Here is a 14,984-nt window from a genome sequence, read left to right on the forward strand (position 1 = left end):
ATTTCATCATTATGACAGCAAAGCCGTTTGCGGCTTGCGCCAATTCCCGCTAAGACGCCGCCGTCCTTACCCACATCCAGGGAACCACGCCGATGACGGAGATAACCGCCACCGCCGAAATGCAGGCCGCCCTGCTTTCGCGGGCACTGCCTTATATGCAGCGCTACGAGCACAAGACCGTGGTGGTGAAATATGGCGGCCATGCCATGGGTGATATCGAGCTCGGCAAGGCCTTCGCCCGCGACATCGCGCTGTTGAAGCAGTCCGGCGTCAACCCGATCGTCGTCCATGGCGGCGGCCCGCAGATTGGCGCCATGCTTTCCAAGATGGGCATCGAATCGAAGTTCGAAGGCGGCCTGCGCGTTACCGACCAGAAGACCGTCGAGATCGTCGAGATGGTGCTGGCCGGTTCGATCAACAAGGAAATCGTGGCGCTGATCAATGCCGAGGGCGAATGGGCGATCGGCCTGTGCGGCAAGGACGGCAACATGGTGTTCGCCGAAAAGGCGCGCAAGACCATGATCGACCCGGACTCCAACATCGAGCGCGTGCTCGATCTCGGCTTCGTCGGCGAGCCGGTCGAGGTCGACCGCACGCTGCTCGACCTTTTGGCGCGCTCGGAAATGATCCCGGTGCTGGCGCCGGTGGCGCCCGGCCGCGACGGCCATACCTACAACATCAATGCCGACACTTTTGCCGGCGCCATTGCCGGCGCCTGCCAGGCGACGCGCCTTCTGTTCCTGACCGATGTGCCCGGCGTGCTCGACAAGAACAAGAAGCTGATCGACGAGTTGACGGTGGCCGAGGCCAAGGCGCTGATCAAGGATGGCACCGTGTCGGGCGGCATGATCCCCAAGGTCGAGACCTGCATCGAGGCGATCGAGCGCGGTGTCGAAGGCGTCGTCATCCTCAACGGCAAGACGCCGCATTCGGTGCTGCTCGAACTGTTCACCGAACACGGCGCCGGCACGCTGATCGTGCCCTGAACCGCAGCTGGCCGCAGCCGGTCGATCAGGCGGGTTGGGGCAGGCGCGCAATGACTTTTATTTCGAAGTCGAAGCCGGCTAACCAGTTGACGCCGACCGCGGTCCAGTTGGTGTAGGGCGGTTCACCGAGCACCTTCAGCCGAACGGCATCGATCGCGGCCCATTGCGCGGCCGGATCGGTGTGGAAGGTGGTCACGTCGACGATGTCGTCGAATGTGCAGCCGGCGGCTTTCAGCACGGCCGCGAGATTGTCGAAGGCCAGCTGGACCTGCTTTTCGAAGATCGGCTCGGGCGAACCGTCCTCGCGGCTGCCGACCTGACCCGAGACGAAGAGAAGGTCGCCTGAGCGGATCGCCGCAGAATAGCGGTTGATCTCGTAGAGGGCCTGCCGGCCGGCAGGGAAGATAGCGTCACGCTTTGTCATTTTCACTCCATCTGGACAAGGCAGGTTCGCGACGATGTCGGCCTGCGCTCCGGGCCCTTTACATACGCCCCGTATCCCTGAGATGGGTGCATACGTCGCGTATGTCAATACACATACGTCGCGTATATCTATAAAATGGCAGCAGGCCTGTCAGGCGCCCGGCGGTATCGCGACTGCCGCTTCGGCCGGCTTTCGCGGCGGCCGCACGATAATCATCGATTCCTCTTCGGCATCCTGCGGCGCGCCCCAGAACTCAGCCAGCGTGGGACCATCCTTGAGGCGGCGGTCGCGAGCCAAAAAGGCCCAGACCTCGCGGAACCAGACGCGGCGGCCCATTTGCGTGTACCAGCGCATCGAATGGCGCTGCTCCGGATCCCTGTGGAACAGGATGCGCGCCAATGCCTTCGGCCGCGACTGCACCGCGCCCTCGATCAGCTTGACCGAGAAGAACAGCATCCACGGTTTCAGCCGCGTCATCTGTAGCACCTGGTGCTTGTAGTCCCACAGCCGGGTGTCGGTCTGGATGACTTTGCGGTCCCTGGCGATGCGGAAGAACGGCGTCCAGCGGTGCGGCGTGACATAGAGCGCCTGGATCTGGTCGGGGTCATAGGCAAGCAGCTGGCGGAAGCCGCGCCACAAATCGCGAAAGGTCTCGTCCTCGAAGCCGGCAACCCAGGTCGCCATCGACAATATGCCGTGCCGGCGCAGCAACCGGATTGCCTCGCGGTCGGACGAGGTGCTGCCGCCCTTGCGGATCAATTGAAGCGTCTGCTCGTCAGTGTTTTCCATGCCGAGCAACCAGCGGATGACGCCAGCCTTGCGGTAGAGATGCAGGATGTCGGCATCGCGCACGATGTCGTCGGCGCGGGTCGAGCCGACGATCAGCACCGGCACGTTCTCGGCGATCAATGCGTCGAGAAAAGCGCGCCAGGCCTTCTTCGACACTGTCGGGTTTTCGTCGGCGAGATTGATCAATTCGACGCCGTGCTCGCGATGCAGCCAGGCGATCTCCTGCGCGAATTTCTTGGGGTCGCGATGCCGCCAGCGGGTCCAGAAACCGCGCTGGCCGCAGTAGTTGCACAGATGCGGACAGCCACGCGAAAACTGCATGACCACGGCGCGCTTGCCGCCCCAATAGCTGTAGCGGCGATGATCGATCAGTTCCCAGCCGACGCGGTAATCGTCGAGGGCGGCGATGGTGCCGGCCGGCCGCGTCGCGAAGGGACGGCCGAGATCGTCGCGATAGGCGATGCCTGCGACTTCGGCCAACGGCCGGTGCTTGTCCAGCGCTTCGGTGAGGGCAACGATGGTCGCCTCGCCCTCGCCGCGCACGATGAAGTCGAAGACATCGGTCGCCGCCAGTATGTCGCGCCAGTGATAGGTCGGAAACACACCGCCATAGATGACCAGCGTCGCCGGCTCGAGCGCCTTGACCATGCGCGCGATGGCAAATGCGGTCGGATGCGCCGAGGTCGAGCCGGAATGGCCGATCAGGATGCCGTCGGGCTGTCCGCTCAAAGCATCGTGCACAAGGGTGTCCAATGGCATCGGCCCGAATTCGGCGTCGACGAGCCGCACCATGTGGCCGGCGTCGAGCAGCGGCCCGCCCAGCGCCAGAAGGCCAAGCGGCGGCAGATGGTCGTCAGGCACGCGGCTGCCGATGGCGGTGTGCGGCGGATTGATCAGCACGATGTTCATGACGGACCCCGGAGCAGTGGTCCGCATGGCGTAGCCGGCGTTTCAGATCGGCAATTGGGCTCCATTCAGCAGTTTGCGTGCAGCTTTTCGGCAGAAATGGCGACGCCCGCGCTCATCGCCTTAGATGGGCGAGCGGCACGTGGCCGGGGCCCTTGATGTTCTGCAACACCAGCTGCGTGTGGACGTCTCGCACTCCGGCGAGCCGCATCAGCCGGTGCATGACGAAGGCGTTGAGCTCGTCGACCGAGGGCACCATGACATGCAGCAGGAAATCGTGGTCGCCGGTCATCGTCCAGCATGAGGATACCTCGTCCATGCGTTGCACAGCGGCGATGAAGGTCTCGGGCGAACCGTCGCTGTGGCTGACCAGCCGCACCTCGATGAACACCTCGACCATTAGGCCAACGGCGCGGCGGCTGAGCACGGCGGCGAAGCCCTTGATGATGCCGGCCTCCTGCAGCGCCTCGAAGCGGCGGGCGCATGGTGTCGTCGACAGGCCGATCTCCTGCGCCAACTCGGATACGGGTTTTCTCCCGTCGCGCTGCAGGATGTCGAGCATCTTGATCTCGAAATCGTCAAACTGAGGCATTTTCACTCTCCTTCAGCTTTCGCGTGGTGACTTTTACCTCGAATCCTTCCTCCAAGCCATCATCAAAGCTGAATTGCCTCGCCGGCTGCCGCTAGATTCGGTGAACAGATTCGAAGTGTCATGATCAGAGGAGAAGAGCCATGACGACGATGAGCGTTGCCGAGTATGCCCGTGATTGCGCGGCCCAAGGCCTGCGCGGCGACTATTCGGTGTGCCGTTCCGACTTCACCGTGGCGCAAGGCTATGATTACAGCGCCGAGGAACAGGCAGTGTGGCGCACGCTGTGCGACCGCCAGACCAAGCTGACCCAAAAACTGGCGCACCACTCCTATCTCGACGGCGTCGCTACGCTCGGCCTGCTGGACAGGATTCCGGATTTCGGCGCGGTCAGCGAGAAGCTGCGCAAGTTGACCGGCTGGGAAATCGTCGCCGTTCCCGGCCTCATTCCGGCCGCGCCTTTCTTCGACCATCTCGCCAACCGGCGTTTTCCGGTGACCAACTGGCTGCGCACCAAGGAAGAACTCGACTACATCGTCGAACCCGACATGTTCCACGACTTCTTCGGCCATGTGCCCATCCTGACGCAGCCGGTGTTTGCCGATTTCATGCAGATGTATGGCGAGAAGGCCGAGAGCGTGATTGCGCTGGGCGGCGATGAGATGATCACCCGCCTCTACTGGTACACTGCCGAATACGGGCTGATGCAGGAGAAGGGCCAGCCGCTGAAGGCTTTCGGCGCCGGGCTGATGTCGTCCTTCACCGAATTGCAGTTCGCCGTCGCGAGCCCGGATGCGCATCTCGTGCCCTTCGACCTCGAAACGGTGATGCGCACCGGCTACGAGATCGACAAGTTCCAGCGCGCCTATTTCGTGCTGCCGTCCTTCGACGTGTTGCGCGATGCGTTCCGGACCGCCGATTTCAAGGCGATCGTTACCCGCCGCAAGGGGCAGCCCGCGCTCGACCCTGCGACGGTCTAGCAAATCCGGAACCGGTGTTTAAAGCGCGTCGCATGTCGACGCGACGCGCTTTAGACGCTTTGATCCCGCCAGGCTATTGCATAGCGGTCGGGTTCATCCACAGGAACTCCCAGACGTTGCCGTCGGGGTCTTCGATGTGGCGGTTGAACATGAAACCGAGATCCTGCGCAGGGTTGGGATCGGCGCGGCCGCCGGCCGCCACGCCCTTCTCGATTATCGCATTGACCTCGTCCTTGCTGTCTGTGGTGAGCGCGATCAGCATCTGGCTGTCACGCTTGGCGTCGCCTATCTCCCGTGCCGTGAACTGGCTGTAATGTCCGTGCGTCAGCAGCATAACCCCAATGGAGTCTGAGAACATGATCGAGCTGGCCTGGTCGTTCGAGAACTGCGGATTGAGCGTGCCCCCGATCGCGAGATAGAACTTTGTCGCTGCCTGCAGATCGCGCACCGGTAGATTGAGGAAGATCATCTTGGTCATCGGTCTAAGCCTTGCCTTCGTTGACAGGTACTAGTCAGTCCAGTACCGTTTTCATGGCTATCACGCGGGAACGGTACCGTCTAGTACCGGCCAAGGGGAGCGCGATGAAAATCGACGGTGAGACGAGATCGGCACGCAAGGATCGTGAAATCATCCAGGCGGCCACGGCGGCGTTCATCGCTAAGGGTTATGATGGAACCAGCATGGAAGAAATCGCCACCAGGGCGGGAGCTTCCAAGCAGACCGTCTACAAGCATTTCACAGACAAGGAGACGCTGTTCGGCGAAGTCGTTCTGTCGACCGCTACACAAGCCAACGACATCATCGAGTCCGTGACGACGCTGCTTTCCGAGGCGAAATTCATGGAAGGTGGGCTGCAGCAGCTTGCCCGACGTCTGATGGCGGTCCTCATGGATGAAGAGTTGTTGAAGCTGCGGCGCCTAATTATCGCCAACGCGGACCGAATGCCGCAGCTTGGCCGCAGTTGGTACGAAAAGGGCTTCGAGCGCATGCTTGGCTCAATGGCGTCTTGCTTTCAAAAGCTCACCAGTCGAGGACTGATACAAACCAGTGATCCCCATCTGGCAGCCAGCCATTTTTTTGGAATGCTTCTTTGGATCCCAATGAACGAAGCCATGTTCACGGGAAGCAACCGGCGTTCCAAGGCCGAACTTGAACGACACGCGGATGCCTCGGTGGAGGCGTTTCTTGCCGCCTATGGGGTCCAGCCGAAATAGTCTCGTCCTGCCGACATATGCAGTGATACCCCTAACACATAGGCATCCCTATAGCTCGGCGTCCGTCCCCTCGGCCTTCAGTCGCGCCAGCTGGTCGCGCTGCAGGTCGAGTGCGGCGTGGACGAAGCGCGATATGGTGGCCAGTTCCGCGTCGCTGAAGGTGGCGACGACCTTCTCGCCTTCGCGCGCGATGGCACCGTAGTAGCGCTCCGACAGGTCGCGCGTCGCGTCTGTCGCCTCGATCACCACCTTGCGCCTGTCCTCGAGACTGCGCGTGCGGGTCAGGTAGCCGCGTGCCTCCAGCCGGTCGATCAGCGCGGTCACGGCAGCCGGCGTCAGCCCGGTTGCGATCGCGATGGCGCCGGCCGATTGCGGGCCGCCGTAAAGCAGCCCGATGCAATGGCGTTCGGCCATGTTCAGCCCAAGCCTTGCCCCCACCGCTTCATCATAGGCCTGCGTCGCGTCCTGCCACTGCATGATGGCCAGGCCGATGGCCGTCGTCATGTCGTCACGATTCCGGCTTGACGAATTTATTTCGATCATCTAACTATCAATCTGTCTAACATTTAGACCATTGCATCAATATGCGGCTGCGGCCCGGACATAGCAAGGGGCCAGCCGCCGACAAGGAGTGAAAAATGAGCTTGATTCAACAGCGCGCGCCGCTCTCGCATGAGGAAGAGTACAAATATGCCGAGATGGCGATGAAATGGTATGGCTGGGGCTCGCCCATCGGCCTGGGCATCCTGCTGGTGGCACTGGCCGCGGCCGCCGTGCTCGTGCGCATCGCCGTCTACGGCCTCTAGGGCAATTGCAGGAAAAGTGTGTAGCGGTTTTCCGTCCGGAATTGCGTAAATCGCTACAACTCAGCACGATCTTCCCAAAGGCGCGCCAAGGCGGCGCCGGCTGCCGTCACAGGCGCCGGCGCCGCCTGCTTCTTGGAACATTAGACGTGATGACTGCGTCACACCGTGATGATCTTGCTGAGATGATCACCCATCCGGCAGGCAAGCGCTGTGATCGTCGTCGTCGGGTTGCATTCGCCCGAGGTGCAGAACACCGAGGAGCCGCCGACAAAGAGATTGTCCATGCCGTGCACCCTGCAGTTGGCATCGACGACGCTCTTGGTCACATCGGTGCCCATGCGGGTGCCGCCCATATGGTGGTGGCCGGCCAGTTCCTCGTCGGTCGGGTAGTCCTGGCCATTGGCAAGCCAGTCCATGATGCGGACGCGGCCGAGGTCCTTCTCGATCAACGTCGTGCCGAACAGTTTGAGCCCCTCCAGAATGGTGCGACGCTCCAGTGGCGACTTCTTCCAGTGCAGCTCGATGCGCGGCACGCCGGCATGGTCGACGTCGGTCTTCGACAATTCGATCCGGTTCGAAGCCAGCGGCGCCTGTTCCCAGGCGACGTAAAGCTGGGCCGCACAGCGCAGATTCTGGCTGAGCTGGTAGGCCACCCATTCGGCGGCGTCGGGTGCGGTGCAGGCCAAGTCGGCAATCAGGCTCTTGACGCCGGCATAGGGCGTCTCGATCAGGCGGATGCCGAAATTCATGATCTGCAGCCGCTCCATGGCGGCCAGCGTCGGCGAGAAGAAGGCCTCGTTGACGGCGTCGACCTCGAACTCGCTGTAGTCGGCCAGGATGGCATTGCCGCCCTCGAAAGTCGGATGCTCCATCCAGTAGCGGCCAAGCGCGGTGGCGTTCGGCACCACGCCGCCATTGGAGCGCTGGTTCGACCATAGAAGCAGCCGCGAATTCTCCAGCCCGCCGGTGCAGACGATGAAATAATCGGCGCTGAAGGCGCCGGCATCCTGGCCGTTCGACCACAGCCTGGCGCCGGTCACCCGCTTGCCGTCGCCGGCAAGTTCGGTGGCATAGGTGTTGAGCACGACGGCGATGGTCTTGCTCTTGTCGAGCTCATCGGCGAATTTCTCGCCAAAGCGCACGGCCGGGCTCTTGATCAGCTGCACCCAGCGTATGTCGTCCGAAATCGGCACATCGGGGCGGAAGTCCGGAAGCTCGAGGATGTCATGCACCTCACTCAGATAGGGCTCGATGTCGGCGCGGTTAATCGGCCAGCCGGTGTCCGGCGCCCACGCCTTGGGTTCGAAATCTTGGCTGTCGAGCACCCGGCACCAGCCGGCCCAGTGGTTCGACGAGCCGCCCATGAAGCGCAGCCGGGTAATGTCGAGATCGAAATAGGGATCACCGACCGTGGTGCCGCGGTAGAAATCCTGCGACTCGTCGCTGAATTCGCGCGCGCCAGCCTCCAGCACCACGACCGGAATACCGGCGGCGCCAAGCTTCCTGGCGATGGTGGTGCCGGCAGGGCCTGAGCCGAGGATGCAGACCCTGGGTTTGAAATCCGAGGCGCGATACACCTCATAACTGTCGAAGATCATGCCAGGTCGCTCCGCTTCAGGATCCAGCCATTGACCTCGACGATCTCGTCGGGGTCGGCATGGGGGCGGTCGCTGTCAGGCAGCTTGCGAAACAGCCGTAACGCCGGCATCGCAATCAGCGCCTGCACGATGGTGCGGCGTGATATTTTCTTGATGAAGAAGCTCATGACACGTCTCTCGATGGGGGCTTCGATCCACGCATGGCGTTCCCTGAACGGCACACGTGCCGGCCAGACAGGCCATTTCCGTGCCAGTTCTAGCCGGGAAACAGCTTACAACCGGGTAAACGGCGTGGTTGCGTGACAACGATGTTAGCAAATCCTTAGCGAGCATGAGCGCGAGCCTCAGGCGGCCTCGGAAATGTCCCGGTCGAGGATCGACAAATTGCGGCCACGGTGCTTGGCCTCGTAGAGCCGGAGGTCGGCAGCGCGCATCAGTTCCGAAACATTGGCATCCTCACCGCAAGTGATGCCGCCAATGCTGACGGTCAGCGGCACAGTCCGCTCGTCGACCGGGCGGAAGCGGATCAGCTCGACTTCGCGGCGGATGCGCTCGGCGACACGCCTGGCCTCCGCGCCGGTGGCGCCGACCAGGAAGGCGCCGAACTCCTCGCCGCCGATACGGCCAAGCACGTCGCCGCTGCGCACGCCACGCTCGATGGCGCTGGCGATCAGCAGCAGCGCGTCATCGCCGGTCAGATGGCCGAAGCTGTCGTTGATCGCCTTGAAATGGTCGGCGTCGATGATCAGCAGCGCGCCGCGATCGGATTTACGCCGCGAGCCGTCGAGCGCCGCAAAGAAGCTCTCGCGGTTGAGCATGCCGGTCATGTCGTCGCGGCTCGCCTTCTCCGACAGGCGCCGATGCGCGGCGGCGAGTTGGGCATGCGCGCGGGCAAGATCGCGATGCGCGCCTTTCAGTCTGTCGCTCTGCCAGAAGGTGCTGGCGCAGGCGATCCAGGCGAGCGCCAGCGGGCACACCGTCGACGTCAGCCAGATGGTGCGACTGACCGGAAAACCCATGGCGGGAACGACAATTAGCGTCAGCAAAAGCGAGACGGCTACCGAGCCGAACGCGACGGCGGCGGACTTTAAAAGTATGCGACTCATCGCTGGCTCCCACTGAACCGTCTCTGTGCCAGCAAGCCCTGAAGGCCACCTTTCGGCGATGGCTAAAATTTGAATGGTGAGCCCATTTTTACAACTCTAGATGCGTACAGGTTGTGGATAAGCCTGCCATCAGAAAGGGGTTCGAACGGCCGATATTTCGTGCCATAAGGACGCCATGACCACGTCGCCCGATCCCGCCCGCTTCGCTCACGTCACCGACTGGGTGTTCGACCTCGACAACACGCTCTATCCGCACCATTCGAATCTGTTTTCACAGATCGACGTCAAGATGACGGCCTATGTCGGAGAACTGCTGACGCTGCCGCGTGACGAGGCCCGCAAGCTGCAGAAGGAACTCTACCTCGAATATGGCACTACGCTGAACGGGCTGATGACGCGGCACGGCATCGACCCCGACGACTTCCTCGAAAAGGTGCACGACATCGACTATTCGTGGCTGGTGCCCGATCCGGTGCTCGGCACCGCCATCCGCCAGCTTCCCGGGCGCAAGTTCATCTTCACCAATGGCGACCGCAGGCACGCCGAGCGGACCGCGCGCCAACTCGGCATCCTCGACCATTTCGACGACATCTTCGACATCGTCGCCGCGGGGCTGACGCCGAAGCCGTCGCGCCAGACCTATGAGAAGTTTGCCGAACTGCACGCCGTCACCGGCCACAATGCGGTGATGTTCGAGGATCTCGCCCGCAATCTGGAGGTGCCGAAATCGCTGGGGATGACCACAGTGCTGGTGGTGCCGCGCAATTTCGAGCCGACCTTTGCCGAGATCTGGGAACGCGATCCGGCCAATGAGGACGACGTCGATTTCGTCACCGACGACCTTGCCGGTTTCCTGACGGGAATAGTCGCGGGGAGTGAGGCAGTAGGGCAGTAGGGCAGTAGGGCAGTAGGGCAGTAGGGCAGTAGGAGAATACGGCGGTTGCACTCACCGCATCCAGATCAAATTCCCCTACTCTCTTACTGCCCTACTCCCCTAGCTTGTAGAACCGGCTGATAATCTCCCACGCCTCATCGGCGGTGTCGACGAAGTCGATAATGTCCTGGTCGCCGGGCGTGATGGTGCCCTGTTCGGCCAGGAAATCGAGATTGATGGCGCGTTTCCAGAACGCCTTGCCGAACAGGATCACTGGCACGCGCTCCATGCGGCCCGTCTGGATCAGTGTAAGCGTCTCGAAGAACTCGTCCATGGTGCCGAAGCCGCCCGGAAACACCGCAACAGCCTTGGCGCGCATGACGAAATGCATCTTGCGGATGGCGAAATAGTGGAAGTTGAAGCACAGTTCCGGCGTCACATAGGCATTCGGCGCCTGTTCGTGCGGCAGCACGATGTTGAGGCCAATCGATGGCGCGCCGACATCGTCTGCGCCGCGATTGCCAGCCTCCATGACGCCAGGCCCACCACCGGTGACGACGACGAATTCGCGATAGTAGGACGTGGCTGACTGCTTCGCGCAGAGGCGGGCGAATTTGCGCGCCTCCTCGTAGTATTTGCTGTTTTCCTCGAGGTTCTTCTTCTGCGTCTCGTTCTTGGCCGCCCAGGCCTCGCCGCCAGGTTCGGGAATGCGCGCGCCGCCGAACAGGATCACCGTCGAGCGGATGCCGCGCTCGGCCAGGATCATTTCGGGCTTCAGGAGTTCCAGCTGCAACCGCACCGCGCGCAATTCGCGACGCGTCATGAAGTCGGGATCGTTCCAGGCCAGACGATAGGTGTCGGCGCGCGTCTGCGGCGTATCGGGCACGCTTTTCGAGCGCTCCAGATCCTCGTCCGAATGCGGCAGCGGCGTCCATCCCGCCTTTTCCATAGGAGTCATATGCTTTACCCGTCCCAACAGTTCACTTGCGCCGTCCCGTGGCGCACGCGCGATTGACCCCCAATACGCCTTAACATAAGCAGGTTCCGCAAAAGTGTTCGGCGGTTTTGCGACAAGAACCTGCTACATGCAAAGACCCAGGCAGGCAAAGCCTGCCAGGGGTCCGCGCGATTTTCAAAACAGGTTAAGGCGATGGCCTTAACAGCGTGGTAACGGAGCGAATTCATGTCGAAGCCTGATCTGGCAAGCCTCGAAAAGACCATCGAGAAGGCCTTCGAGGAGCGCGACACGATTTCGACCGCGACCCGCGGCGAAACGCGCGACGCCATCCAGTCCGCGCTCGACCTGCTCGACCACGGCACGGTCCGCGTCGCCGAGCGCCAGACCGACGGCAAGTGGCATGTCAACCAGTGGCTGAAGAAGGCGGTGCTGCTCTCCTTCCGGCTCTATCCCATGGAGATCATCAAGGGTGGCCCGGGCCAGGCCGTATGGTGGGACAAGGTGGCGTCGAAGTTCGACGGCTGGAGCGCTGTCGATTTCGAGAAGGCCGGCTTCCGCGCCGTGCCGTCGTCGATCGTGCGCCGTTCGGCCTATGTCGCGCCGGGCGCGGTGCTGATGCCGTCCTTCGTCAATGTCGGCGCCTATGTCGATAGTGGCACCATGGTCGACACATGGGCCTCGGTCGGCTCCTGCGCCCAGATCGGCAAGAACGTGCACCTGTCGGGCGGCGTCGGCATTGGCGGCGTGCTGGAGCCGATGCAGGCCGGCCCGACCATCATCGAGGACAATTGCTTCATCGGCGCGCGCTCGGAAGTGGTCGAGGGCTGCATCGTGCGCGAGGGCTCGGTGCTCGGCATGGGCGTGTTCATCGGCCAGTCGACCAAGATCGTCGACCGCACCACCGGCGAGGTGTTTTACGGCGAAGTGCCGGCCAATTCCGTTGTCGTCGCCGGCTCGATGCCGGGCAAGGCCTTTCCGAACAATGAGCCAGGCCCAGGCCTCTATTGCGCCGTGATCGTCAAGCGCGTCGACGCCAAGACCCGTTCCAAGACCTCGATCAACGAATTGCTGCGCGATTGATCTTTTTTGTAAACGGACGCACCTTCCGCCGGCGCGACATTCCGTCGCGCTGATTCCGCATGGAGGGGTGACATGGACTGGAAGTATCTTCTGACGAGCTATGAAGGCCGTATCAACCGCGCCAAATTCTGGGCTTGCGTTGGTGTGATATTCGTCGGCGCCATCATCGCCATGATCATCGACAACATCATCGGCACCACGTTCAACAGCATGCCTTACGGTTTCGTCTACCTGATCTATGTGATCGCCACGCTCTATCTGGTCTTCGCCGTCTACGCCAAGCGCTGGCATGACCGCAACAAGTCGGGCTGGTGGACACTTATCGCGCTGGTGCCTTTCATCGGAGCGATCTGGCTTATCGTCGAGCTGGGCATCCTCGAAGGCAACAGGGGCGCCAATCAATACGGACCGGATCCGCTTGCCTGAAAAAATAGACCTCATTTGGCTTTTCTTCAAAACCTCAGGCCGCGTCAGCCCCGGTGCGTATGCGCTGGCCGGCCTGCTTTTGCTGCTTGCCCAGTTTTTCCCGCTCTACCAGTTTGCCAGACTGGAGCCCGGCACCGCAAATAGCCAAGTGTGGGCCACCGTGTTCTGGACCGTTGTGCTGATTTCGACCTGGTCGAGCTTCGCGGTTACGGCAAAGCGTTTCCATGATTTCGGCAAACCGACTTACTACGCGTTGATCTCTCTCATCATCGGCCCGATTCTTCTTCTCATTCTTGCCTGCTTCAGAAGTGATCCCGGGCCCAATCGCTACGGCCGGCACACCAATTCTCCCGCACAACCCTGAGGGCCGACCGGATATCTCGCCATGCGCTACCGCACGCTTGATCCGAAACTGATCATCGACACCGCCGAGCGGCTGGAAGGGCGCGTCGCCGAGCGTTTTCCCGAGGCGGGTCTGCGCGGCGTCGCCGCCGAACTGGTGTCGCTGTCGCGCGACCTGGCCAAGGCGGCGCAGGCGCTCGAGGCGCCGATCTGGTGGCTGCGCGGCGCCATCGTCGCCGCCGTCGCCGCCGGCGCGCTGATTTTCCTGTTCGTCGGCACCATCCTGCCGCTCATCCATATCTCGCAGGCAGACGACGCGGTGCAGTCGGTGCAAGGCATCGAAGCCACGATCAACATGATCATCCTCGCCGTGCTCGGCCTGCTGGCGCTGATCCGCACCGAGGAGCGCATCAAGCGCAAGCGGGTGTTTCGCCAGCTGCATGGGCTGAGATCGCTGATCCATGTCATCGACATGCACCAGCTGACCAAGGATCCGGCCGCATTGTCTGCCAACTTCAGGCCGACCGCGCATTCGCCGGCGCGTATCACCAATGCCGCGGACCTGGCGCGCTACCTCGATTATTGCTCGGAAATGCTGTCGATCACCGGCAAGATCGCAGCGCTGTTCGCACAGTCGGTCAATGACGATGTGGTCATCGACGGCGTCAACGACGTCGAGAACCTGGCATCCAACCTGTCGCGCAAGATCTGGCAGAAGATCACGCTGATCGAGAACCACCCGGCGGTGCAACCGCTGCCGGCGCCGGGCCCGGCGAGCAAGGCGCCGGCTCGGAGGCGCGCGCCAAAGCTGTGACGCAGCGGTGCCGGCGAGGCTGCTTTTCCGGGCTCATGTGCGGGCCACGGTCTGACGCTTACGGCGAGCAGCCTATCCCGTGACGGCTTCCGGCGTCAGCCCGGGTGACCCGCGCTTTTCCTGCTCGGCCTGCCGCACCAGAGCGGTGATCCGTTTAAGCAAAGGAGCCGGCGTGCCGGCCTTTTCGGCGAGGCTCAGGACCGTTCCCTGCAGGTCGCCGATTTCGGTTGGCCGGCCGCGCTGGAGGTCGTCCCACATCGACGAGCGCGCCTGCGGGTCGATGGCGAGCATGCGGCGGGCCACCAGCCGAAACAGCCAGTCCGGCAGCCGGAGCAGTTTCGGCAACAGGCCGGGACGCAGGCCGCCGACCCGCGCCGGGGCGATGTGTGATGCTTTCATCGCCGCCAGCGCCTCGTCGATCTGACCGGCCAGGATCAGCCGCCAGCGGCGGTCGGCAAGTTCACTCGCCAGCGGAAGGCCGGACAGCGCGACGAGCGCATTGTTGAGGTTGATCAGCAACTTGCCCCACTGCACTGCCTTGATGTCGGCATGGGTTTCGACGGCAAGTCCTTCGACATCGAGAAGGTCGGCAAGGCCGGCCATATTGTCTTCGATCATCACCTTGCCCTCGCTGGCACGATGCACGTGAAGCGGCACGTTGCCTTCGGCCGACTGGACGACATTGAACGGCACCATGCCGGCCAGCACCGATCGAGAGCCCAGCCCGGCGCGTAACCGGTCGGCATTGCCGACACCGTTCTGCAGGCTGACCACCACGACATCGCCGCGAGCATGCGCGGCGATGAGCGCTGCCATCTCCTCGGTGGCGCCGTTCTTGACCGTCACCAGCACCACGTCGGCATTGGCCAGGGCGGCGGCCGGGTCGGCAGTGACGGACTCCGGCTTGACGGATCGGTCGCGACCGTCGAGGTCGGTGACACGCAGCCCGCCGGCCAGCAAGGCCTCCGCGATGCGCGGCCGCGCCAGAAACACCACCTTGCGTCCGGCCAGCGCCAGGCAGCCGCCGACATAGCAGCCGATGCTGCCGGCGCCGGCAATGACGATGGTTTTTTGGGCGTTGGCCATGCGAT

At 62.5% G+C, this 14,984-nt stretch carries 19 protein-coding genes; 9 read left to right on the plus strand and 10 right to left on the minus strand.

What is annotated here, in order from left to right:
* Positions 1–92 precede the first annotated feature (92 nt).
* Positions 93–986: an acetylglutamate kinase gene (gene argB / locus AC04SH_RS07285; protein WP_488574500.1), complete on the plus strand. Its 894-nt coding sequence runs from the start codon at positions 93–95 to the stop codon at positions 984–986.
* 25 nt (positions 987–1,011) lie between these two features.
* On the opposite strand, the gene AC04SH_RS07290 is transcribed toward argB, so the two are convergent.
* The 3 genes from AC04SH_RS07290 to AC04SH_RS07300 all read right to left on the minus strand — a co-directional run bounded on the left by AC04SH_RS07290 (position 1,012) and on the right by AC04SH_RS07300 (position 3,697).
* Complete coding sequence (locus AC04SH_RS07290; RefSeq protein ID WP_477232208.1) at positions 1,012–1,410, minus strand: RidA family protein; 399 nt, start codon at positions 1,408–1,410, stop codon at positions 1,012–1,014.
* A 150-nt stretch (positions 1,411–1,560) separates the two neighbouring features.
* Complete coding sequence (gene bchE, locus AC04SH_RS07295; protein WP_488574501.1) at positions 1,561–3,108, minus strand: magnesium-protoporphyrin IX monomethyl ester anaerobic oxidative cyclase; 1,548 nt, start codon at positions 3,106–3,108, stop codon at positions 1,561–1,563.
* A 112-nt stretch (positions 3,109–3,220) separates the two neighbouring features.
* Positions 3,221–3,697 carry an Lrp/AsnC family transcriptional regulator gene (locus tag AC04SH_RS07300; protein ID WP_477232210.1) on the minus strand — a complete coding sequence of 159 codons (477 nt, stop codon included), beginning with the start codon at positions 3,695–3,697 and terminating at the stop codon, positions 3,221–3,223.
* A 140-nt stretch (positions 3,698–3,837) separates the two neighbouring features.
* On the opposite strand from AC04SH_RS07300, the gene phhA reads away from it, so the two are divergent.
* Positions 3,838–4,674, plus strand: a complete 837-nt coding sequence (phhA, locus tag AC04SH_RS07305) for a phenylalanine 4-monooxygenase (protein ID WP_488574502.1) — start codon at positions 3,838–3,840, stop codon at positions 4,672–4,674.
* A gap of 73 nt (positions 4,675–4,747) precedes the next feature.
* Here phhA and AC04SH_RS07310 read toward each other — a convergent pair whose 3' ends face one another.
* Entirely contained in the window at positions 4,748–5,152 is a 405-nt protein-coding gene (locus AC04SH_RS07310) for a VOC family protein (protein WP_488574503.1), read from the minus strand.
* A 104-nt stretch (positions 5,153–5,256) separates the two neighbouring features.
* On the opposite strand from AC04SH_RS07310, the gene AC04SH_RS07315 reads away from it, so the two are divergent.
* Entirely contained in the window at positions 5,257–5,889 is a 633-nt protein-coding gene (locus AC04SH_RS07315) for a TetR/AcrR family transcriptional regulator (RefSeq protein ID WP_477232212.1), read from the plus strand.
* A gap of 48 nt (positions 5,890–5,937) precedes the next feature.
* Here the strand turns inward: AC04SH_RS07315 and AC04SH_RS07320 are convergent, their stop codons facing one another.
* A complete protein-coding gene (locus AC04SH_RS07320) occupies positions 5,938–6,432 on the minus strand; it encodes a MarR family winged helix-turn-helix transcriptional regulator (protein ID WP_488574504.1) in 495 nt (164 codons plus the stop codon).
* A 95-nt stretch (positions 6,433–6,527) separates the two neighbouring features.
* Between AC04SH_RS07320 and AC04SH_RS07325 the strand changes: the two genes are divergently transcribed.
* Entirely contained in the window at positions 6,528–6,695 is a 168-nt protein-coding gene (locus tag AC04SH_RS07325) for a hypothetical protein (RefSeq protein WP_181059834.1), read from the plus strand.
* Positions 6,696–6,853: 158 nt separating this feature from the next.
* Here AC04SH_RS07325 and AC04SH_RS07330 read toward each other — a convergent pair whose 3' ends face one another.
* From AC04SH_RS07330 to AC04SH_RS07340, 3 genes are all read right to left on the minus strand, one after another.
* On the minus strand, positions 6,854–8,293 hold the full coding sequence (locus AC04SH_RS07330) for a GMC oxidoreductase (protein ID WP_488574505.1): 1,440 nt from the start codon (positions 8,291–8,293) through the stop codon (positions 6,854–6,856).
* The gene (locus AC04SH_RS07335) at positions 8,290–8,460 is read right to left on the minus strand and encodes a hypothetical protein (RefSeq protein WP_477232215.1); all 171 of its coding nucleotides are present in this window, start codon (positions 8,458–8,460) and stop codon (positions 8,290–8,292) included. The genes AC04SH_RS07330 and AC04SH_RS07335 overlap by 4 nt, the downstream gene beginning before the upstream one ends.
* Before the next feature lie 177 nt (positions 8,461–8,637).
* Entirely contained in the window at positions 8,638–9,399 is a 762-nt protein-coding gene (locus AC04SH_RS07340) for a GGDEF domain-containing protein (protein WP_112559018.1), read from the minus strand.
* A gap of 175 nt (positions 9,400–9,574) precedes the next feature.
* Here AC04SH_RS07340 and AC04SH_RS07345 point away from each other — a divergent pair, with 175 nt between their 5' ends.
* The gene (locus AC04SH_RS07345; protein WP_477342636.1) at positions 9,575–10,294 is read left to right on the plus strand and encodes a pyrimidine 5'-nucleotidase; all 720 of its coding nucleotides are present in this window, start codon (positions 9,575–9,577) and stop codon (positions 10,292–10,294) included.
* A 91-nt stretch (positions 10,295–10,385) separates the two neighbouring features.
* On the opposite strand, the gene AC04SH_RS07350 is transcribed toward AC04SH_RS07345, so the two are convergent.
* On the minus strand, positions 10,386–11,231 hold the full coding sequence (locus tag AC04SH_RS07350; RefSeq protein WP_477232216.1) for an LOG family protein: 846 nt from the start codon (positions 11,229–11,231) through the stop codon (positions 10,386–10,388).
* Between the two features lie 225 nt (positions 11,232–11,456).
* On the opposite strand from AC04SH_RS07350, the gene dapD reads away from it, so the two are divergent.
* The 4 genes from dapD to AC04SH_RS07370 all read left to right on the plus strand — a co-directional run bounded on the left by dapD (position 11,457) and on the right by AC04SH_RS07370 (position 13,893).
* Entirely contained in the window at positions 11,457–12,311 is an 855-nt protein-coding gene (gene dapD / locus AC04SH_RS07355) for a 2,3,4,5-tetrahydropyridine-2,6-dicarboxylate N-succinyltransferase (RefSeq protein WP_488574506.1), read from the plus strand.
* A 72-nt stretch (positions 12,312–12,383) separates the two neighbouring features.
* Positions 12,384–12,737, plus strand: coding sequence for a DUF805 domain-containing protein (locus tag AC04SH_RS07360; RefSeq protein ID WP_477232218.1), 354 nt, complete (start codon positions 12,384–12,386; stop codon positions 12,735–12,737).
* Positions 12,730–13,101, plus strand: a complete 372-nt coding sequence (locus AC04SH_RS07365; RefSeq protein ID WP_477232219.1) for a DUF805 domain-containing protein — start codon at positions 12,730–12,732, stop codon at positions 13,099–13,101. Before AC04SH_RS07360 ends, AC04SH_RS07365 begins: the two co-directional genes overlap by 8 nt.
* A gap of 21 nt (positions 13,102–13,122) precedes the next feature.
* Complete coding sequence (locus AC04SH_RS07370; RefSeq protein WP_477232220.1) at positions 13,123–13,893, plus strand: hypothetical protein; 771 nt, start codon at positions 13,123–13,125, stop codon at positions 13,891–13,893.
* A 72-nt stretch (positions 13,894–13,965) separates the two neighbouring features.
* Here AC04SH_RS07370 and AC04SH_RS07375 read toward each other — a convergent pair whose 3' ends face one another.
* Positions 13,966–14,979, minus strand: a complete 1,014-nt coding sequence (locus AC04SH_RS07375) for a 2-dehydropantoate 2-reductase (protein ID WP_488574507.1) — start codon at positions 14,977–14,979, stop codon at positions 13,966–13,968.
* Positions 14,980–14,984: the final 5 nt, after the last annotated feature.

The organism is Mesorhizobium sp. CNPSo 4688 (genome assembly GCF_057784295.1).

Excerpts from the sequence above, each read along its gene's own strand:
- argB (WP_488574500.1), top strand. The coding sequence starts at position 93 with ATGACGGAGATAACCGCCACCGCCGAAATGCAGGCCGCCCTGCTTTCG.
- AC04SH_RS07340 (WP_112559018.1), bottom strand. The coding sequence starts at position 9,399 with ATGAGTCGCATACTTTTAAAGTCCGCCGCCGTCGCGTTCGGCTCGGTA.
- AC04SH_RS07310 (WP_488574503.1), bottom strand. The coding sequence starts at position 5,152 with ATGACCAAGATGATCTTCCTCAATCTACCGGTGCGCGATCTGCAGGCA.
- AC04SH_RS07350 (WP_477232216.1), bottom strand. The coding sequence starts at position 11,231 with ATGACTCCTATGGAAAAGGCGGGATGGACGCCGCTGCCGCATTCGGAC.
- AC04SH_RS07320 (WP_488574504.1), bottom strand. The coding sequence starts at position 6,432 with ATGATCGAAATAAATTCGTCAAGCCGGAATCGTGACGACATGACGACG.
- AC04SH_RS07335 (WP_477232215.1), bottom strand. The coding sequence starts at position 8,460 with ATGAGCTTCTTCATCAAGAAAATATCACGCCGCACCATCGTGCAGGCG.
- AC04SH_RS07325 (WP_181059834.1), top strand. The coding sequence starts at position 6,528 with ATGAGCTTGATTCAACAGCGCGCGCCGCTCTCGCATGAGGAAGAGTAC.
- bchE (WP_488574501.1), bottom strand. The coding sequence starts at position 3,108 with ATGAACATCGTGCTGATCAATCCGCCGCACACCGCCATCGGCAGCCGC.
- AC04SH_RS07370 (WP_477232220.1), top strand. The coding sequence starts at position 13,123 with ATGCGCTACCGCACGCTTGATCCGAAACTGATCATCGACACCGCCGAG.
- AC04SH_RS07300 (WP_477232210.1), bottom strand. The coding sequence starts at position 3,697 with ATGCCTCAGTTTGACGATTTCGAGATCAAGATGCTCGACATCCTGCAG.
- AC04SH_RS07330 (WP_488574505.1), bottom strand. The coding sequence starts at position 8,293 with ATGATCTTCGACAGTTATGAGGTGTATCGCGCCTCGGATTTCAAACCC.
- AC04SH_RS07315 (WP_477232212.1), top strand. The coding sequence starts at position 5,257 with ATGAAAATCGACGGTGAGACGAGATCGGCACGCAAGGATCGTGAAATC.
- phhA (WP_488574502.1), top strand. The coding sequence starts at position 3,838 with ATGACGACGATGAGCGTTGCCGAGTATGCCCGTGATTGCGCGGCCCAA.
- AC04SH_RS07360 (WP_477232218.1), top strand. The coding sequence starts at position 12,384 with ATGGACTGGAAGTATCTTCTGACGAGCTATGAAGGCCGTATCAACCGC.
- AC04SH_RS07290 (WP_477232208.1), bottom strand. The coding sequence starts at position 1,410 with ATGACAAAGCGTGACGCTATCTTCCCTGCCGGCCGGCAGGCCCTCTAC.
- AC04SH_RS07375 (WP_488574507.1), bottom strand. The coding sequence starts at position 14,979 with ATGGCCAACGCCCAAAAAACCATCGTCATTGCCGGCGCCGGCAGCATC.
- AC04SH_RS07345 (WP_477342636.1), top strand. The coding sequence starts at position 9,575 with ATGACCACGTCGCCCGATCCCGCCCGCTTCGCTCACGTCACCGACTGG.
- dapD (WP_488574506.1), top strand. The coding sequence starts at position 11,457 with ATGTCGAAGCCTGATCTGGCAAGCCTCGAAAAGACCATCGAGAAGGCC.